At 68.3% G+C, this 16,516-nt stretch carries 18 protein-coding genes; 10 read left to right on the top strand and 8 right to left on the bottom strand.

Annotated features, from left to right (window positions below; translation table 11 throughout):
• The first annotated feature begins 9 nt into the window (after positions 1–9).
• The 5 genes from C1927_RS19115 to C1927_RS19095 are packed head-to-tail and all read left to right on the top strand — an operon-like array spanning position 10 to position 5,163.
• On the top strand, positions 10–1,761 hold the full coding sequence (locus tag C1927_RS19115) for a bifunctional alpha/beta hydrolase/class I SAM-dependent methyltransferase (RefSeq protein WP_079223780.1): 1,752 nt from the start codon (positions 10–12) through the stop codon (positions 1,759–1,761).
• The gene (locus C1927_RS19110) at positions 1,761–3,095 is read left to right on the top strand and encodes a phosphatase PAP2/dual specificity phosphatase family protein (protein WP_108747499.1); all 1,335 of its coding nucleotides are present in this window, start codon (positions 1,761–1,763) and stop codon (positions 3,093–3,095) included. Before C1927_RS19115 ends, C1927_RS19110 begins: the two co-directional genes overlap by 1 nt.
• Positions 3,092–3,529: a hypothetical protein gene (locus tag C1927_RS19105; RefSeq protein WP_108747498.1), complete on the top strand. Its 438-nt coding sequence runs from the start codon at positions 3,092–3,094 to the stop codon at positions 3,527–3,529. The genes C1927_RS19110 and C1927_RS19105 overlap by 4 nt, the downstream gene beginning before the upstream one ends.
• Positions 3,530–3,541: 12 nt before the next feature.
• The gene (locus C1927_RS19100; RefSeq protein WP_079223777.1) at positions 3,542–4,171 is read left to right on the top strand and encodes a lysophospholipid acyltransferase family protein; all 630 of its coding nucleotides are present in this window, start codon (positions 3,542–3,544) and stop codon (positions 4,169–4,171) included.
• Positions 4,168–5,163, top strand: a complete 996-nt coding sequence (locus tag C1927_RS19095) for a phosphatidate cytidylyltransferase (protein ID WP_108747497.1) — start codon at positions 4,168–4,170, stop codon at positions 5,161–5,163. Before C1927_RS19100 ends, C1927_RS19095 begins: the two co-directional genes overlap by 4 nt.
• 80 nt (positions 5,164–5,243) lie before the next feature.
• On the opposite strand, the gene fis is transcribed toward C1927_RS19095, so the two are convergent.
• The 3 genes from fis to prmA all read right to left on the bottom strand — a co-directional run bounded on the left by fis (position 5,244) and on the right by prmA (position 7,376).
• Complete coding sequence (gene fis / locus C1927_RS19090; protein ID WP_006397198.1) at positions 5,244–5,519, bottom strand: DNA-binding transcriptional regulator Fis; 276 nt, start codon at positions 5,517–5,519, stop codon at positions 5,244–5,246.
• A gap of 114 nt (positions 5,520–5,633) precedes the next feature.
• Complete coding sequence (locus C1927_RS19085; protein ID WP_108747496.1) at positions 5,634–6,413, bottom strand: DUF3426 domain-containing protein; 780 nt, start codon at positions 6,411–6,413, stop codon at positions 5,634–5,636.
• A 42-nt stretch (positions 6,414–6,455) separates the two neighbouring features.
• Positions 6,456–7,376, bottom strand: a complete 921-nt coding sequence (prmA, locus tag C1927_RS19080; RefSeq protein ID WP_108747495.1) for a 50S ribosomal protein L11 methyltransferase — start codon at positions 7,374–7,376, stop codon at positions 6,456–6,458.
• A gap of 163 nt (positions 7,377–7,539) precedes the next feature.
• On the opposite strand from prmA, the gene C1927_RS19075 reads away from it, so the two are divergent.
• Both C1927_RS19075 and C1927_RS19070 read left to right on the top strand, forming a co-directional pair.
• Positions 7,540–8,505: a hypothetical protein gene (locus C1927_RS19075; RefSeq protein ID WP_108747494.1), complete on the top strand. Its 966-nt coding sequence runs from the start codon at positions 7,540–7,542 to the stop codon at positions 8,503–8,505.
• On the top strand, positions 8,502–8,876 hold the full coding sequence (locus C1927_RS19070; protein WP_079223772.1) for a hypothetical protein: 375 nt from the start codon (positions 8,502–8,504) through the stop codon (positions 8,874–8,876). Before C1927_RS19075 ends, C1927_RS19070 begins: the two co-directional genes overlap by 4 nt.
• A gap of 111 nt (positions 8,877–8,987) precedes the next feature.
• Here the strand turns inward: C1927_RS19070 and accC are convergent, their stop codons facing one another.
• The 4 genes from accC to C1927_RS19050 form a co-directional block, all read right to left on the bottom strand.
• Positions 8,988–10,355, bottom strand: a complete 1,368-nt coding sequence (gene accC, locus C1927_RS19065) for an acetyl-CoA carboxylase biotin carboxylase subunit (protein WP_079223761.1) — start codon at positions 10,353–10,355, stop codon at positions 8,988–8,990.
• A gap of 10 nt (positions 10,356–10,365) precedes the next feature.
• Positions 10,366–10,845: an acetyl-CoA carboxylase biotin carboxyl carrier protein gene (gene accB, locus C1927_RS19060; RefSeq protein ID WP_079223759.1), complete on the bottom strand. Its 480-nt coding sequence runs from the start codon at positions 10,843–10,845 to the stop codon at positions 10,366–10,368.
• Positions 10,846–10,906: 61 nt separating this feature from the next.
• Positions 10,907–11,350, bottom strand: a complete 444-nt coding sequence (gene aroQ / locus C1927_RS19055) for a type II 3-dehydroquinate dehydratase (RefSeq protein WP_079223757.1) — start codon at positions 11,348–11,350, stop codon at positions 10,907–10,909.
• Positions 11,351–11,579: 229 nt separating this feature from the next.
• On the bottom strand, positions 11,580–12,290 hold the full coding sequence (locus C1927_RS19050; RefSeq protein WP_079225398.1) for a DOPA 4,5-dioxygenase family protein: 711 nt from the start codon (positions 12,288–12,290) through the stop codon (positions 11,580–11,582).
• Positions 12,291–12,446: 156 nt separating this feature from the next.
• Between C1927_RS19050 and C1927_RS19045 the strand changes: the two genes are divergently transcribed.
• Together C1927_RS19045 and C1927_RS19040 are read left to right on the top strand one after the other, a co-directional pair.
• Entirely contained in the window at positions 12,447–13,274 is an 828-nt protein-coding gene (locus tag C1927_RS19045; RefSeq protein ID WP_108747493.1) for an isocitrate lyase/phosphoenolpyruvate mutase family protein, read from the top strand.
• Between the two features lie 4 nt (positions 13,275–13,278).
• A complete protein-coding gene (locus C1927_RS19040; protein WP_079223754.1) occupies positions 13,279–13,551 on the top strand; it encodes a hypothetical protein in 273 nt (90 codons plus the stop codon).
• A gap of 67 nt (positions 13,552–13,618) precedes the next feature.
• On the opposite strand, the gene C1927_RS19035 is transcribed toward C1927_RS19040, so the two are convergent.
• Positions 13,619–15,670, bottom strand: coding sequence for a TonB-dependent receptor (locus C1927_RS19035; protein WP_174208703.1), 2,052 nt, complete (start codon positions 15,668–15,670; stop codon positions 13,619–13,621).
• A 242-nt stretch (positions 15,671–15,912) separates the two neighbouring features.
• On the opposite strand from C1927_RS19035, the gene C1927_RS19030 reads away from it, so the two are divergent.
• Positions 15,913–16,509: an NAD(P)H-dependent oxidoreductase gene (locus C1927_RS19030; RefSeq protein ID WP_108747492.1), complete on the top strand. Its 597-nt coding sequence runs from the start codon at positions 15,913–15,915 to the stop codon at positions 16,507–16,509.
• Positions 16,510–16,516: the final 7 nt, after the last annotated feature.

Raw genomic sequence — 16,516 nt, 5'->3', positions numbered from 1 at the left:
GGAGATTGCATGCGTCAGGCGCAGGAACGGGAATTCCACAGCTTCGACCAGGTACCGCTGTTCTACCGGTACTGGGCGAGCACCACGACCACCACGCCGGCCAGGGCCATCGTGCTGCTGCATCGCGGCCACGAACATTCCGGGCGGGTCACCCACCTGGTCGATGAGCTGGACCTGCCCGACACCGCCTTCTTCGCCTGGGATGCACGTGGCAACGGCCGTTCGCCGGGCGCGCGCGGCGATGCCCCGGGTTTCCCGGCGCTGGTGCGCGACCTGGACAGCTTCATCGCCCACATCGGTGCCGAGCATGGCATCGCGGTGGAAGACATCGTGGTGATCGCGCAGAGCGTGGGCGCCGTGGTTGCCGCCACCTGGGTGCACGACTACGCGCCGCGCCTGCGCGCGCTGGTGATGGCTTCACCGGCGTTCAAGGTGAAGCTGTACGTGCCGTTCGCCCGGGCGGGGCTGGGCCTGATGCAGAAGCTGCGCGGCAACTTCTTCGTCAACAGCTACGTCAAGCCGCAATGGCTGACCCACGACCCGGCGCGGGTGGAAAGCTACCGCACCGACCCGCTGATCACCCGGCCGATCTCGGTGCGCGTGCTGCTGGGCCTGTACGAGGCCGCTGACCGCATCGTCGCCGATGCGCAGGCGATCAGCGTGCCGGTGCAGCTGCTGGTGTCCGGCTCGGATTTCGTCGTGCACCGTGGCCCGCAGGACCGCTTCTACGAGCGCCTGTCCAGCCCGATCAAGGAGCGCGTGCACCTGCCGGGCTTCTTCCACGACACGCTGGGCGAACGTGATCGCGCGCCGGCACTGGCGCGCATCCGCAGCTTCATCCAGGCGCGTTTCGCCGAACCGCTGCGCGAGCTGTCGCGCCGCGATGCGCACCGCCATGGGCCGACCTTCGAAGAGTCGGAGATCCTGGCCTGGCCGCCGGAGCGCAACAGCCTGGCCGACCTGCGCTGGCGCGTGGTGCGTGGCGGCCTGCGGGTCGGCGGCACGCTCTCCGAGGGCATCGCCCTGGGCCTGCAGACCGGCTTCGATTCGGGCAGCACGCTGGATTACATCTACCGCGACGAAGCACGCGGCAAGGGCCCGCTGGGGCGCATGGTCGACCGCAACTATCTCGATGCGATCGGCTGGCGCGGCATCCGCATCCGCGGCCAGCACCTGCAGGAACTGCTGCGCGATGCCGCCCAGCGCCTGCGCGGGCAGGGCACGCCGGTGCGCGTGCTGGACGTGGCGGCCGGCCATGGCCGCTACGTGCTGGAAGCGCTGGGCCAGGGCGAGCAGCGCGCCGAACGCATCGTGCTGCGTGATTTCAGTGCGTTGAACGTGACCCAGGGCCAGGCCTTGATCGAGCGCCTCGGCGCGGCCGACATCGCCCGCTTCGAGCAGGGCGATGCGTTCGACCCGGCACAGCTGGCGCAGGTCGACCCGGCGCCGACGCTGGCGGTGGTCTCCGGCCTGTACGAACTGTTCCCCGACAACGATGCGGTGCTGCGTTCGCTGCAGGGCATCGCCGCGACCGTGCCGGTGGGCGGCTATCTGGCCTATACCGGCCAGCCCTGGCACCCGCAGCTGGAATTCATCGCCCGTGCGTTGACCAGCCACCGGGGCGGCGCAGCGTGGGTGATGCGCCGCCGTACCCAGCAGGAGATGGACGAGCTGGTGCGCCTGGCCGGGTTCGAGAAGGTGGCCCAGCGCATCGACGAATTCGGCATCTTCACCGTGTCGCTGGCGCGCCGGACCGCGTGATGGCGACGCTGGCCGCAACCCCGCTGGCTGCGGAGGGGCGCCCCTGGCGGCGCGCCCTGCTGTGGCTGGTGCTACTGGGTCCGTTCTTCTTCGCCAGCTATGGCTTCGCCAACTGGATGGCCGGGCGCCACGCCGCGCTGCCGGTGATGGCATTCGCCTGGGAATCGCATATTCCGTTCGTGCCGTGGACGATCGTGCCGTACTGGTCGATCGACCTGTTCTACGCGATCTCGTTCTTCCTGTGCAGGCAGCGCCTCGAGCTGGACCGGCACGCACTGCGGCTGTTCAGTGCGCAGGTCATCGCGGTGGCCTGCTTCCTGCTGTGGCCGCTGCGCTTCAGCTTTGAACGGCCGGAGATCGGCGGGGTGTTCGGCTGGCTGTTCGATGTGCTGCTGGGTTTCGACAAGCCATTCAACCAGGCACCGTCGCTGCACATCGTGCTGCTGATCGTGCTGTGGGTGAAGTACGCGCAGTACCTGCAGGGCGCATGGCGCTGGCTGCTGCACGCGTGGGCGCTGCTGATCGGTGTTTCGGTGCTGACCACCTTCCAGCATCACTTCATCGATGTGCCCACCGGCCTGCTGGCCGGCTGGCTGTGCGTGTGGCTGTGGCCGGAGCAGGGCACCCCGCCACTGCGCGCCTGGCGCATGGCACGCGCGCCGAAGCGGTGGCGCCTGGCGTCGTTCTATCTGCTGGGCGCGGCAGTGCTGCTGGTGCCGGTGCTGCTGCTGGGGGGCGCGGCGCTGTGGCTGCTGTGGCCGGTGGTGTCGCTGCTGCTGGTGGCGCTGGCCTATGCCGGGCTGGGCACGGCGGTGTTCCAGAAGCGCGCCGATGGGCGGCTGACCATGGCCGCGCGCTGGCTGCTGGCGCAGTACCTGGCCGCGGCCTGGATCAATTCGCGGCTGTGGACGCGCGGTGCGCCGCAGCCGGTGGAGGTGGCCGGCGGGGTGTGGCTGGGACGCATTCCCTGCGCGGCGCTGCCTGCCCCGTTGCGCGGTGTGGTCGATACCTGCGCCGAACTGTCCTGCCACGCGCCGGGCGCGGCCTATGCCAGCGTGCCGATGCTGGATCTGGTGGTGCCGTCTCCCGCGCAGCTGGCTGAAGCTGCCGACGCGATCGAGCGCCTGCGCGCGCACGGGCCGCTGCTGGTGTGCTGCGCGCTGGGCTACTCGCGCAGCGCGGCCAGCGTGGCCACGTGGCTGCTGCGGACCGGGCGGGTCTGCAGCGCCGCCGAGGCCGTGGCCCGGGTGCGTGCCGCGCGGCCGTCCATCGTCCTGCATGACGTTCATCTACAGGCCATCGCGGCCGCCGCCGCACCGGAGAGCACCGCATGAGCACCGCTGCCGATCTGCCGATGATGCACCTGCTGCTGCGCCAGGGCCGGCTGCCCGCTGCGCTGTCACTGGGCCTGCTGCTGGTGGCGCTGTTGCTGCTGGGCGTGGAACCCGGGCTGGCGATGTTCGCCGCCGGCCTGCTGCTGCTGAGCGTGGCAGTGGGCGTGGTGCAGGCGTATTACGCGGTTCGGGTGCAGCTGGACGCCAGCCTGCTGCGGCTGCTGCTGCGCGAGCACCTGCAGGGTGATGCCGCCGCCGAGCGGGTGGACGCGGCCCTGCACACCGCCGGCCTGCGCCGCCGCGATGCGCAGGCGCCCGTGCGCGGCTGGGAGGCACGCTGGATCGGCATGCGCCGCCTGCTGGTGCGCCAGTACGTGGCCACGCTGCTGCAGTTTTCGGTGCTGCTGCTGGCCGTGCTGTGGCCGCAGACCTGAGCGGAGGTGTCGATGTTTGCTGAACTGATCGCCCGCGCCTGCAGTGGCGCGATCCATGTAGTGACCGGGGCGCGCGCGCTGTGGATCGGCTGTGCGCCGTCCAGCGAGCACCGCGTGTACTACGGCAACCACGCCAGCCATGGCGATTTCGTGCTGATCTGGTCGTCGATGCCGCCGGCACTGCGGCGCCAGGTGCGGCCGGTGGCTGCTGCCGAGTATTGGCAGGGCGATGCACTGCGCCGCTACCTGATCGATGCGGTATTCAACGGCGTGCTGGTCGAGCGCGATGCTGCGCGCCGCCAGCAGGATCCGTTGCAGGGGCTGCGCGATGCGGTGGACGAAGGATGCTCGTTGATCCTGTTCCCCGAAGGCACGCGCAACATCGGTGATGAACCGCTGCTGCCGTTCAAGAGTGGCATCTATCACCTGGCGCGGCAGCGCCCGGAACTGGAGTTCGTACCGGTGTGGATCGACAACCTCAAGCGGGTGATGCCCAAGGGGCGTTTCCTGCCGCTGCCGCTGCTGTGTACGGCCACGTTCGGCACGCCGCTGCGGCTGCAGGCCGATGAGGACAAGGCGGCGTTCCTGGCGCGCAGCCGGCAGGCGCTGCTGGACCTGGCACCGAACGGAGGCCGCGCATGAGTTTCCTGCTGGATGTTTCCGGCGATCTGGCCACGCAGAGCGTGGGGCAGCAGACCGGCCTGCTGTTTGCCGGTGTCGGCGCGGTGCTGGTGCTGGCCACGCTGGTATCCGAAACCCTGCGCTGGCGCCAGCGCGGCAACCCCAGTGCGGTCATCGCCAACCTCGTTTCGCGCATCCGCGCATGGTGGGTGATGGCGATCGTGGTCGGCGGTGCGCTGCTGTTCGGCCGCGCCGGGGTGATCGTGCTGTTCGCCATCATCTCCCTGTTCGCATTGCGCGAGTTCATCACCCTGGCGCCGACCCGCTCGGGTGACTACTACGCGCTGCTGGCGGCGTTCTACATCGTGCTGCCGTGGCAGTACTACCTGGTGTGGATCGACTGGTACGGCATGTACACGCTGCTGATTCCGGTCTACGCGTTCCTGTTCCTGCCGATCCTGTCGACCATCGGCGGTGACACCACGCACTACCTGGAGCGTACGGCCAAGGTGCAGTGGGGGCTGATGATCTGCGTGTTCTGCATCTCGCACGTGCCGCTGCTGCTGAACCTGCACGTGCCCGGCCACGACCCGTCGCGCAACGTGCTGCTGTTCGCCTTCCTGGTGATCGTGGTGCAGTCCTCCGACGTGCTGCAGTACATCTGGGGCAAGCTGCTGGGCAAGCGCCTGATCGCGCCGAAGCTGTCGCCGTCGAAGACGGTGGAAGGGTTCGTGGGCGGTGTGCTGAGTGCCAGCGCGCTGGGTGCGGCGCTGTGGTGGATCACCCCGTTCACGCCGTTGCAGGCGTTCGGGCTGTCGCTGCTGATCAACCTGATGGGGTTCTGGGGTGGCCTGGTGATGTCGGCGATCAAGCGCGACCGCGGCATCAAGGACTGGGGCCACATGATCGAGGGCCATGGCGGCATGCTCGACCGGCTGGATTCGGTGTGCTTCGCCGCGCCGGTGTTCTTCCACGTGGTGCGGTATTACTGGAAGGCCGGTGGGGTGGGCTGATCGTGCCGGGCGTTCATCCACGCATGGCGTGGATCTACCGGGCGGGCATCGGTAGCGCCGGGCCATGCCCGGCGGCGCGCTTACGCGCTGATGCCGTATTCCTTCAGCTTCTTGCGCAGGGTCGCGCGGTGGATGCCCAGCATCGCGGCGGCGCGGCTCTGGTTGCCTTCGCAGTGGTTGAGTACTTCCACGAACAGCGGAATCTCCATCTCGCGCAGCACGATCTCGTAGACATCGTCCGCGTCGCAGCCATCGAGGTCACGCAGGTAGCGGCGCACGGACTGGGCGACGTGTTCACGCAGCGGTGGCCGGGCAGCGCCACGACTGTTGTCAGGACGAGAAAGGACAGCGTTCAAGGGGGTTCCCGATTCGGTGGCCCGTGCGCGCGGAGCGCGCGGCCGGACGAGGTGGAGGCGGCCAGTCTAGCGCGAGCGTGCCCGACCTGCCACGGCTGGACGCCTTCGTCCCGATCAAAGGAACTCGAAGGTGAATGCGACCGTGGAGGCTGCCGGCTCCTGCACACGGAAGGCGATGCGGGCGCTCTGCCCCGGTTCCAGCAGTGCCGCGCCCGGGTTTTCGCCCAGGTACTGCGCGGGCGGGAACACACCGGTGCCGATCACCCGGCCATCGGCATCGGCCAATGACAGGCGCAGGTCAGGCCATGCCTGCGCCCAGCGCGCATCATTGCGGATGCTGGCCTGCACCTGCAGCACGCCGGCCTGCCCGGGCAACGGGCGGATCTCGCGGCTGGTCATGGTCAATGCAGTCGGTTCGCGCCATGCGGGCAGGCTGCAGCGCAGGACGCCGCACAGTGCGCTGACCCACGGGCGATGCCCGGCATCGGCGGCCAGCCGCGCGCGGTCGGCCAGTACGCTCTGCAGCACCAGCAGCAGGGCAAGCCCGGCCACCAGTGCCCAGTGCCAGCGTGGCGTCGGCAGGGCACGCGGGCGCACGCCGAGGAAGCTGGGCGCATCGCTGGCCGGAGCGGCCGATGCAGCGTCGTCAATGCCGGTGGACGTTTCGATGACAGTGTCATCGGACTGTCGCGTGTGTGCCGGTGCCGGTTCCAGCAAGGGGGTGTCCACGACCGGCTCGGCGCGCGGCCCGGACACCGCCGCCTGTCCGGCAGCGGCATCGGCGGTGTCGTCAGCGGGGGCCTGCGCCTGCCCGGTCCCGGGCGGCGCACCGGTTCCCGGCGCGGAACGCAGGAAGGTGGCAAGCGGACGACGCGGTGGGTTCGGCTCGGACATGCTCAGGGCGCGGGCTCGGATCCAGCCGTCATTCAATCACGATCAGGCGCGGCGTACGCCGGTGATGCGCATCCAATCGCCATCCTGGGTGGCCTGCAGGTCGTCGAACCACGCGGCATAGCGCTGCAGCAGTTCGCCTTCCTGGCCATGCAGGATGCCCGACAGCGCGATGCGGCCACCGGCAGCAACGCGTGCGGCCAGCAGTTCGGCCAGCGCATCCAGCGCCGAGGCGAGGATGTTGGCGACCACGATCGGGTAGGTGGCCACCGGTTCGTCCTGCGGCAGGTAGACGTGCATGCGGGCCAGTTCGCCGTTGCGCTCGGCGTTGTCGGCGGTGGCGATCAGCGCCTGCGGGTCGTTGTCCACGCCGATGGCCTCGGCGGCGCCCAGCTTCAGCGCGGCCAGGGCGAGGATGCCCGAGCCACAGCCGAAGTCGAGCACGCGCTGGCCCTGCAGCACGCCATCCACGGCCAGCTGGTCCAGCCAGCGCAGGCACAGCGCGGTGGTCGGGTGGGTACCCGAACCGAAGGCCAGGCCCGGGTCCAGGCGCACCACGGCGGCGTCGGCGGCCTGCGCGGCCTCCGGCAGCTCATGGTTCCACGGCACGATCCAGGTGCGGCTGCCGAAATCCATCGGCTGGAACTGGTCCAGCCAGGCGCGTTCCCAGTCTTCGTCCTCGACCGCGCGGAAGCTGCCGCCGGTCCAGTCCAGTTCCGGGTCGAACGCCTCCAGCGCAGCCAGCAGCAGCAGCGCGTTGCTGTCGGCCGGGAACAGCGCGCTCAGCACCAGGGTGTCCCACAGCGGCGTCTCGCCCACGCCCGGCTCGAGGATGGCCTGCTCGTTGCTGGTGTCGGCCTCGGCATCAAGCAGGGTGACCGCCAGCGCGCCCACGTCCTCCAGCGCGTTTTCATAGCGGGGCTGGGTGGCTTCGGTGCAGCGCAGGGTCAGTTCCAGGAACGGCATGGCGGTGGGGGCAATCGCGGGAAAGGGGGCCATGCTAGACCATCCGGCCGTCTCCGTATGCTCTGAGATGCCGACCCAGGCTGAACGAGACCGGTTCAGACATGCCTCCCGGGCCTTGCTAGACTTGGCGCTTTCCTGCCCGACGTGCCGTAACCGACCGCCGATGGCCCTCGCCCCGACCCTGAAAACCTGGTTGCTCGTGCTGCCGGCCGTGGCCGTGCTGGGCGTGGCCGGTTATCGGGCCAGCGGCCATGGCCATTCCGCGCAGGTGGATGTCGGCGAACCGTTGGCCGTATCGACGGCCACGGTGCAGCAAGCACTGGAGCCGGTGATGCCCGAGGCGCTCGCGCGCCGCCTGGCCGGCTTCGAGCGCAGCGCCGCGTTGCCTTCGGGCCTGCCGCTGGATATCCGCGCCGACATCGAGGGCGAGACCGATCTGTTCGCCTACGCGCAGCGGCTGAAGGTGCAGGCCGAGCAGGGCAACCACGAAGCGCGCTGGATGCTCAGCCGGGTCTACGACTACTGCGCGCAGTATGCGGTCGACCCGGGTGGCTACCGCCTGGACAACAACGTGCTGGCTGGCCTGGGCCTGAGCGCGGCACCGGCGATGGTGCAGGCGCGCGAACGCGTGGCCCAGCGCTGCGGCGGTTTCGTGCCGGGTGACAAGCTGGGGCCGTCGCTGGTGTTCAACGAACGCCGCCGTGCAGCCCTGCAGGGCAACCTCGCCGCCGAAGCGGCGCTGTTCGCCGAGGGCGAGCCGCTGCACAGCAACCAGCAGTACCGCCGTGACCTGGTCGAACGCGTGCGTACTTCGCGTGATCCGGAGGCCTACATGGCCCTGGCGCCGGGCATGGGCACGCGCGCTGCCGGCGACAAGGCGCTGGTGGACATGGTGGCCGGTGAACAGCTCAGTGAGATGGCATGGCGGGTTGCGGCCTGCCAACTCGGTCTACCTTGTGGAGCCGACAGCGTGCTGATGAACAGTTACTGCGCGAACGGAGGGATCTGTTCGCAGGATGGGACACAGGATTTCCAGGATTTCGTGTATGACGCTGCGGTATCGCGGCAAGGTGCGGGGAAGATGAACGAATGGATCAAGCAATTGATTGGAAAGAGGAACGGGCAATGAATTACCGTCGATTCCTGCACGGGGCCAAGTTCTGGTTCTGGGTGGCGTTGTTTGTCGCGTATTCGGCCGGCGCCGTTGGCCTGCTGATGATCGACACCTACGAGGATCGCTACCGGCACCTTTCCAAGGTTGAACTGACCTCGGTGAAGGCGCAGGAAGACGTGCGCCGCGCCGGTGCCAGCCAGGTGGCCGCGGTGTACCGTGCGCAGAGCGGCGCGCCCTTCGCTGCGCTGCCGGCGGGCAGTACCTTCCAGGTGGTCTGGCCCGATGGTTCAACCGAAACGATGGTGATCATCGACCCGACCTCGCCCAATGGCGTGCGTCCGCTGGCCGATACGCAGATTCCTGCCGAAGTCGCCGACAAGCGCTGACACGCGCGGGGTAGCGCCGGGCCACGCCCGGCGGTGATGTCCGGCGGCGCCGGAAGACGCAAAAAGGGCGGGGAAATCCCCGCCCTTTTCGTGTCCAGCATCTGCCGCCGATCAGGTCAGCGCGATCGGCTTGTTCTTGCGCTCGGCCAGACGCTTTTCCAGGTAGTGGATGTTCTGCCCACCCGCCTGGAAGCCCTTGTCGCGCATGATGCGCTGCTGCAGGGCCACGTTGGTCTTGATGCCGTCCACCACCATTTCGCTCAGCGCCACCCGCATGCGGGCGATGGCGGTCTCGCGGTCCGGGCCGTGCACGATCAGCTTGCCGATCATCGAGTCGTAGTTCGACGGCACGCGGTAGCCACTGTAGATGTGGGTGTCCACGCGCACGCCGGGGCCGCCCGGCGGATGGAAGCCGGTGATGGTGCCCGGGCTCGGCACGAAGGTTTCAGCATCTTCGGCGTTGATGCGGCACTCGATGGCATGGCCGCTGAGCACCACGTCGCTCTGCTTGATCGACAGCTTCTGGCCGGCGGCGATCTTCAGCTGCTCGGCCACCAGGTCGATGCCGGTGACCATTTCGGTAACCGGATGCTCCACCTGGATGCGGGTGTTCATTTCGATGAAGTAGAAGCGGCCGTCTTCGTACAGGAACTCGAAGGTGCCGGCGCCGCGGTAGCCGATGCGCACGCAGGCTTCGGTGCAGACCTTGCCGATCTGTTCGCGCTGTTCGGCGCTGATGCCCGGTGCCGGTGCTTCTTCCACCACCTTCTGGTGGCGGCGCTGCATCGAGCAGTCGCGCTCACCCAGGTGGATGGCGTTGCCCTGGCCATCGGCCAGCACCTGGATCTCCACGTGGCGCGGGTTCTCCAGGAACTTCTCCATGTAGACCTCGCCATTGCCGAACGCGGCCTTGGCCTCGCTCTTGGTGGTTTCGATCGAGGTCTTCAGCGAGGCTTCGGCATGCACCACGCGCATGCCGCGGCCACCGCCGCCACCGGCCGCCTTGATGATGACCGGGTAGCCGATCTCACGGGCGATCTTGGTGTTGGCGACGATGTCCTCGCCCAGCGGGCCGCCCGAACCGGGCACGCACGGCACGCCGGCGGACTTCATCGCGCGGATGGCTTCGACCTTGTCACCCATCATGCGGATGGTGTCGGCCTTGGGGCCGATGAAGATGAAGCCGGACTCCTCCACGCGCTCGGCGAAGTCGGCGTTCTCCGACAGGAAGCCGTAGCCCGGGTGGATGGCCTGGGCGTCAGTGACTTCGGCCGCAGCGATCAGCGCCGGGATGTTGAGGTAGCTCTGCGGCGACGGTGCCGGGCCGATGCAGACCGACTCGTCGGCCATGGCCACGTGCTTGAGGTTGCGGTCGACCGTGGAGTGCACGGCCACCGTGCGGATGCCCAGGGTGTGGCACGCGCGCAGGATGCGCAGCGCGATCTCCCCTCGGTTGGCAATGACGACTTTGTCGAGCATGGCGTGCCCCTCAGCCGATCACGAACAGCGGCTGGTCGAATTCCACCGGCTGGCCGTTCTCGCCCAGGATGGCGACGATGGTGCCGGACTTGTCGGCTTCGATCGGGTTGAACATCTTCATCGCTTCGATGATGGCCAGGGTCTCGCCTTCCTTGACCTGCTGGCCAACGGTGACGAACGCCGGCTTGTCCGGAGCGGCCGATGCATAGAAGGTGCCGACCATCGGCGAGCGCAGCACGTGGCCTTCCGGCAGGGCCGGGCCCGGCTTGGCGGTGCCGCCGGTGGAGGCTTCGGTCGGCGACTGCATCGGCATGGCCTGCGCAGCCGGGGCGGCCGGCGCGGCGTACACCGGGGCGGGCATCGGCGCGGCGTAGCCGGCCACCGGGGCGCGCGACAGGCGCACGGACTCTTCGCCTTCCTTGATTTCGATTTCAGCCAGGTTCGACTCTTCCAGCAGGTCGATCAGCTTCTTGATTTTGCGCAGATCCATGAGGGCCTCTTTGGTTTCTATCTAGGTGAGGTAGAGCGCCGGCTGGCGCCCGGGTCGACAATCAGGTGGCGGACACCCGCAGCAGCGCCGCGTCCATCGCGTAGCGGTAGCTGTCGGCGCCGAAGCCACACACCACGCCCACTGCCTTGTCGCTGAAATAGCTGTGCTGGCGGAACGGTTCGCGGGTGTGCGGGTTGGACAGGTGGATCTCGATGAACGGCACGGCCACCGCCGCCAGCGCATCGCGCAGGGCGACCGAGGTATGGGTGAAGGCGGCCGGGTTGATCAGGATGAACGTGGTACCGTCGGTGCGTGCGGCCTGCACGCGGTCCACCAGCACGTGTTCGGCGTTGGACTGCAGGCTTTCCAGGGCATGCCCGGCCGCAGCGGCCTGGGCGGCCAGCGCCTGGTCGATGTCGGCCAGCGTGGTGTGCCCATAGACCTCCGGCTCGCGGGTACCGAGCAGGTTGAGGTTGGGGCCATGCAGGACCAGCAGCTTCGCCATGGAATCCGATCAACGGGAAAGGGCGGCAGTCTGGCGGAACCTGCGGATGCTGTCCAGTTCGGCGAAATTGCAGGTGTTTAAAGCAATCGTTTGAAAATCGTGGAAGCGCTTGCGGCCCTATGGGTGGCGGCGGATCAAGGCCCGCTGAACGCCATCGCGGCGGGGATGCCCGCACGTAGGCCGACGATGATGTAGATCCACGCCATGCGTGGATGACCGCGCCCCGCGCTCACGTCTCCAGCGGCACCGTCGGCACCACGTTCGGGAACACCTCCTCCAGCGCCTCGGTCTCGCCGGGTTCCGGCACCGGCCAGTTGTAGGCGTTCACCGGCTGCGCGCGGTTCACCCACAGCGCGTAATGCAGGTGGTCGGCACGCCCATCGCCGGTGTTGGGGTGGATGAGGATGGTCAGGCCCAGGCTGTTGAGCTGCAGCCACGGCACCAGCACCGGCAGCAGGTCGTTGGTGAAGCCGAAATAAAACGAGGGCGTGACATGCGGGCCGCGCGGCTCCAGGTTCCAGTTGCCCAGTTCCACCGGGAAGCGCTCGGCCGCCCAGCGCCGCAGCAGGGCGGCCTTCTGGTAGCTGTCTTCGTCGAAATAGATGTGTGCGTGGTAGCTCTTGATATCGGTATAGGCACGCGGCCGGTCGGGCAGTGGCGATTCGCCCGGACGCACGCTGGACGGGCGGGGCGTCGCTTCGGCGGCGGTGTCCTGGCCCCAGGGGCTGTGGCCCTGCGCGGGCGGCGGCACGATCGGGCGGAAGCCTGGCTGGCCCGGTTCGGTGGTGTTGGCGGCGGCGCTCGCAGCGCTGGCCGTGGCCAGCCCGCCCACGGCAACGCCGGCCGAGGCGATCAGGCGCCGGCGCACGGGCGAGAGCAGGTCGGCCCAATGGGCATCTTCGGCCACGTCGAAAGGTGGGGCAGGGGTGTGCGGTGGCATGGCCAGCGTCCTGATGGCAGAGGCGCCACGCTCGGCGATGTGGCTGGCAGCGTCCAATAAGCAGCAGGTATCAGGTGATGCCGGGCAGCGGCCGCCACGTTGAGTCGTGGTGGTCGCCGGGCTAGGGTGGCCGGACCGCCGCCCTGGATGTCCGCCATGACTGCTCCCGACGCCGATACCGCCCGCCGACGCGCCGCCTTCCGGCAGCTGCATGCGCAGGGCTGCTTCGTGCTGCCCAACCCGTGGGACGTGGGCAGTGCGCGCTATCTGCAGCGGCAGGGCTTCCAGGCGCTGGCCAGCACCAGTGCGGGTTGCGCGTGGAGCGAAGGCCGGCCGGATGGCGCTGTTTCGTTGCAGGCCACGCTGGAACACCTTCGCTTGATGGCCAGCGCGACGCCGCTGCCGCTGAACGCGGATTTCGGCGATGGCTTCGGTGCGACGCCGGACGCGGTCGGCGAAGCGGTCACCGCTGCACTGGGCACCGGCGTTGCCGCGCTGTCGATTGAAGATGCCAGCGGCGTGGCCGGAGCGCCGCTGCGGCCGCTGGAGGAGGCGGTGCAGCGCCTGGCCGCCGCCCGTGCCGCCATTGATCGGGCAGGTGCCGATGTCCTGCTGGTGGGGCGCGCGGAAAATTTCTTCGTCGGCGTGCCCGATCTTGAAGACACCCTGCAGCGGCTGCGTGCCTATGCCGCGGCCGGTGCCGACGTGCTGTACGCACCGGGCATCACCACCCGCGAGCAGATCACGGCGGTGGTTGCGGCAGCCGGGCCGAAGCCGGTCAACCTGCTGGTCGGCGGGCCGAGCCCGCTGACGCTGCAGGACATCGCCGCGCTGGGCGTGCGCCGGGTCAGCCTGGGCGGCGCACTGGCGCGCGCGGCATGGGGCGGGCTGATGCAGGCCACCGATCCGATCCTGCGCGAGGGCCGTTTCGACGGCCTGCAGCAGGCCGCTGCGGGCGCGGCCCTGAACGACCTGTTCCGCTGACGCCATGGACAACGTAACCGCCTATGCAGCGCTGGTGAGGGAGATGGACGCGCTGCGCCAGGCGCCGGCGCAGGCATTGCTGGCCCGGGTCGACGGACCGGCCCAGGTGTGCGTGCTCGAGCGCGACGACGGTCCACTGGAGCTGGAGATCCACGTGCGCTGGCACGATGCCGGGCGCACAGCGCTGCGCCTGGAAGGCCACGCGCGTGGCGGCAGCACCTGGAGCCACGAACACCTGCAGGAAACCCTGGTGCTGCCGCTGAAGGACCTGAAGTAGATCCACGCCATGCGTGGATGGGGTCAGATCCCTTTGCACCGCAAAGGGCTCTGACCCCGGTGCCTGCTCAGAACCGCGCGGTCAGGCCGACGAAGAACGTCCGCGCGCCACCGTCGTAGTCGTTGCCGTCTTCCAGCGTCGACACGTCGTCCAGGTTCAGCACACCCGCACGCAGGGTCAGGTTCTCGTTCACGTCATAACCGGTCACCAGGTCCACCGTGGTGTACGCCTTGGCGAAGGTCGAACTGGACGTGGCCACCAGCTGCTTGCCGATGTGCTGCGCGCTGAGGTTCAACGACCACGCATCGGTCACGTCCCAGTTCAACGAGGTGTTGGCAGTGATCTTCGGCACCACCAGCAGGCTGGCACCGGTGGTGCGGTTCTTCGATTCCAGCATGCGCGTGGCATTGGTGGTCCAGCTCAGGCGTTCGTGCAGCGGCACGGTCACGCTGGCTTCCACGCCGCGCGTGCGGGCCTTCTGGATGTTCTGCGCCACCGTCCACCAGAAGCCGTTGACGAAGCTGGTGGTCTGGCCGGGGATGTCGCGCAGCGGCACCTGTTCGATCTTGTCGTCGAAGTTGGTCAGGAAGTAGGTGGCCGACGCCGACCAGCCGTTCTGGTCGAAGCCCACGCCCAGCTCGTAGTTGGTGCTGGTTTCCGGTTCCAGGTTCGGGTTGCCGGCCATGTAGCAGCCGGTGGTGCCGTCGGCGCTGACCAGGCGGCTGTTCCAGCCTTCCGGGGTCAGGCTGCCGCAGCCACGGCCACCGGACTGGGTGGCGGCACCGGCGGTGCCCTGCTCCAGGTTGGGCGCGCGGAAGCCCTTGGACACGCCGCCGCGCACGGTCCACGCATCACCCGGGTGCCACACGCCGTAGATGCGCGGGCTGACGTTGTCGTCGTAGTTGTCGGTGTTGTCCCAGCGCACGCCCAGGGTCAGCACGAAGCGCTCGTGCAGGGTGATGTGGTCCTCGGCGAACAGTGCCCACGAATCGGCTTCGCTGGTCGGGCTGATGCGGCTGCTGCCGGTCCAGGTCACCGGCACGGTGCCGATGGTGTCGCTGTTTTCCAGCTGCTCGCGCTTCCACTGGCCGCCCACGTTGAGGCTGTGTTCGAAGCCCCAGTGGAAACCGGTGGTGAAGGCGGTATCGAACACCGTTTCCTTGGAGTGGTTGCCCACCGCGCTGCCCTTGTCCTTGTAGTCGTTCTGCACAAGGGTGGTCTTGGAAGTGGTGGTGTCGCCGTAACGGCCATCGTGGCCGAGCACGTAGCCGGTCTGTACCAGCTTGGACAGGCCCCAGGCGTACACATCGCCGGCACCGGTGTTGCGCTGCACGCCGCGCGAGCCTTCGATGGTCAGCGCGTGGTCGTCGTTGAGGCGCCAGTGGAACTGCAGGTTGGCATTTTCCGCCTTGCTGCCGGGGGTCTGGTCTTCCAGGCGGTCGGATTTGCGGTCGGTGACGTTGGCACCGATGCGCACGCCGAGGTTGTCGGTGAGCGGGCCGCTGAACAGCGCGCCCATCTGCGTGGTGTCACCGCGCGTGGACGCGTCGGGCATGCTGTGGTTGAAGGTGACCGAGCCGCCCCAGTGGTCGGCGATCTTGCGGGTGATGATGTTGATCACGCCGCCCATCGCATCCGAACCGTACAGCGAGGACATCGGGCCGCGCACCACTTCGATGCGCTCGATCATGTCCGGCGACAGCCAGTTCAGATCCTGCGGGCCCAGGTCGTCGCGGTAGTTCACGCCGGAGGAATTGCCTTGGCGGCGGCCGTCGATGAGGATCAGCGTGTACTGCTCGGGCAGGCCGCGCAGGCGGATCTTCGACTGCGCGCCGGACAGCGCATAACCGCCGGTCACGCCGGGCACGGTGCTCAGCAGCTGGCCGATGCTGGTGACCGGCTTGCGCTCGATCTCTTCGCGGCTGATGACGCTGATGCTGGCCGGCGCATCCTTGATCCACTGCTGGGCGCCGGTGGCGGTGACCACCACGGTATCCATCTGCTTGGCCGAAGCGGCATCAGCGGAGGCATCGGCGTGGGCGGTGCTGGCCAGTGCAAGGCCGATGGCGGCGGCCAGGGCAGCAACGGAACGGCGGGGTTTCAGAACGGCGTGCGACATCGCGCAGTACTCCTGTTGAGGGTCCACTGGCGATGGCTGGGACGTCCGTGTGTGGGGGTTTCAGAATTCTTTAACAATCGTATCACGAATCATTCGCATTTGACGTTTGGTGACACATGAACGCTTGCATGGGCGGCCCGAGGCCGCGCCAATCCAGCTGAAATCAGCGTCCTGCGCGGGGTACTGGTGGAAACATGGCTGTTAATTACCATTGGTAACTAACCACTCAACGAGCATCACCCATGCACAGCCTGATCGTCGTCGCCCATCCCGATCCCGCCTCCCTCACCCATGCCGTCGCCGCCCGCATCGGCCGGGCCATCACCGGCGCCGACGCGCGCAACACCGTAACCGTGGCCGATCTCGCCGCCGAAGGCTTCGATCCCCGTTTCAACACCGCTGACATCGGCCTGTTCAAGCAGGGCGCAGCGGTGCCGGCCGACGTGGCCGCCGAGCACGCGCGCGTGGATGCCGCCGACGCGCTGGTGCTGGTCTATCCGCTGTACTGGTGGTCGTTCCCGGCGTTGCTGAAGGGCTGGATCGACCGTGTGTTCACCCAGGGCTGGGCTTACGCCGACGGTGCCGACGGCAAGGTGGAAAAGAAGCTGCAGCGGCTGCAGGTGCACCTGGTCGGCATCGGTGGCGCAGGCGCGGAGATGATCGAACGGCGCGGCTATGGTGCGGCGATGAAGACGCAGATCGACATGGGCATCTTCGATTACTGCGGTGCCACCGTGCGTTCGTCCACGCTGCTGCTCGATGCTGACAGTGGCCAGGCGCAGGCGCATCTGCAGACCGCTGCGGACATCGGCCGTACCATAGGCACACCCGCCCGCTGACATGGAG

It is taken from the genome of Stenotrophomonas sp. ZAC14D1_NAIMI4_1 (assembly GCF_003086775.1).
Lineage (GTDB): Bacteria > Pseudomonadota > Gammaproteobacteria > Xanthomonadales > Xanthomonadaceae > Stenotrophomonas.
This window is presented reverse-complemented; position numbering and strand designations above follow the sequence as displayed.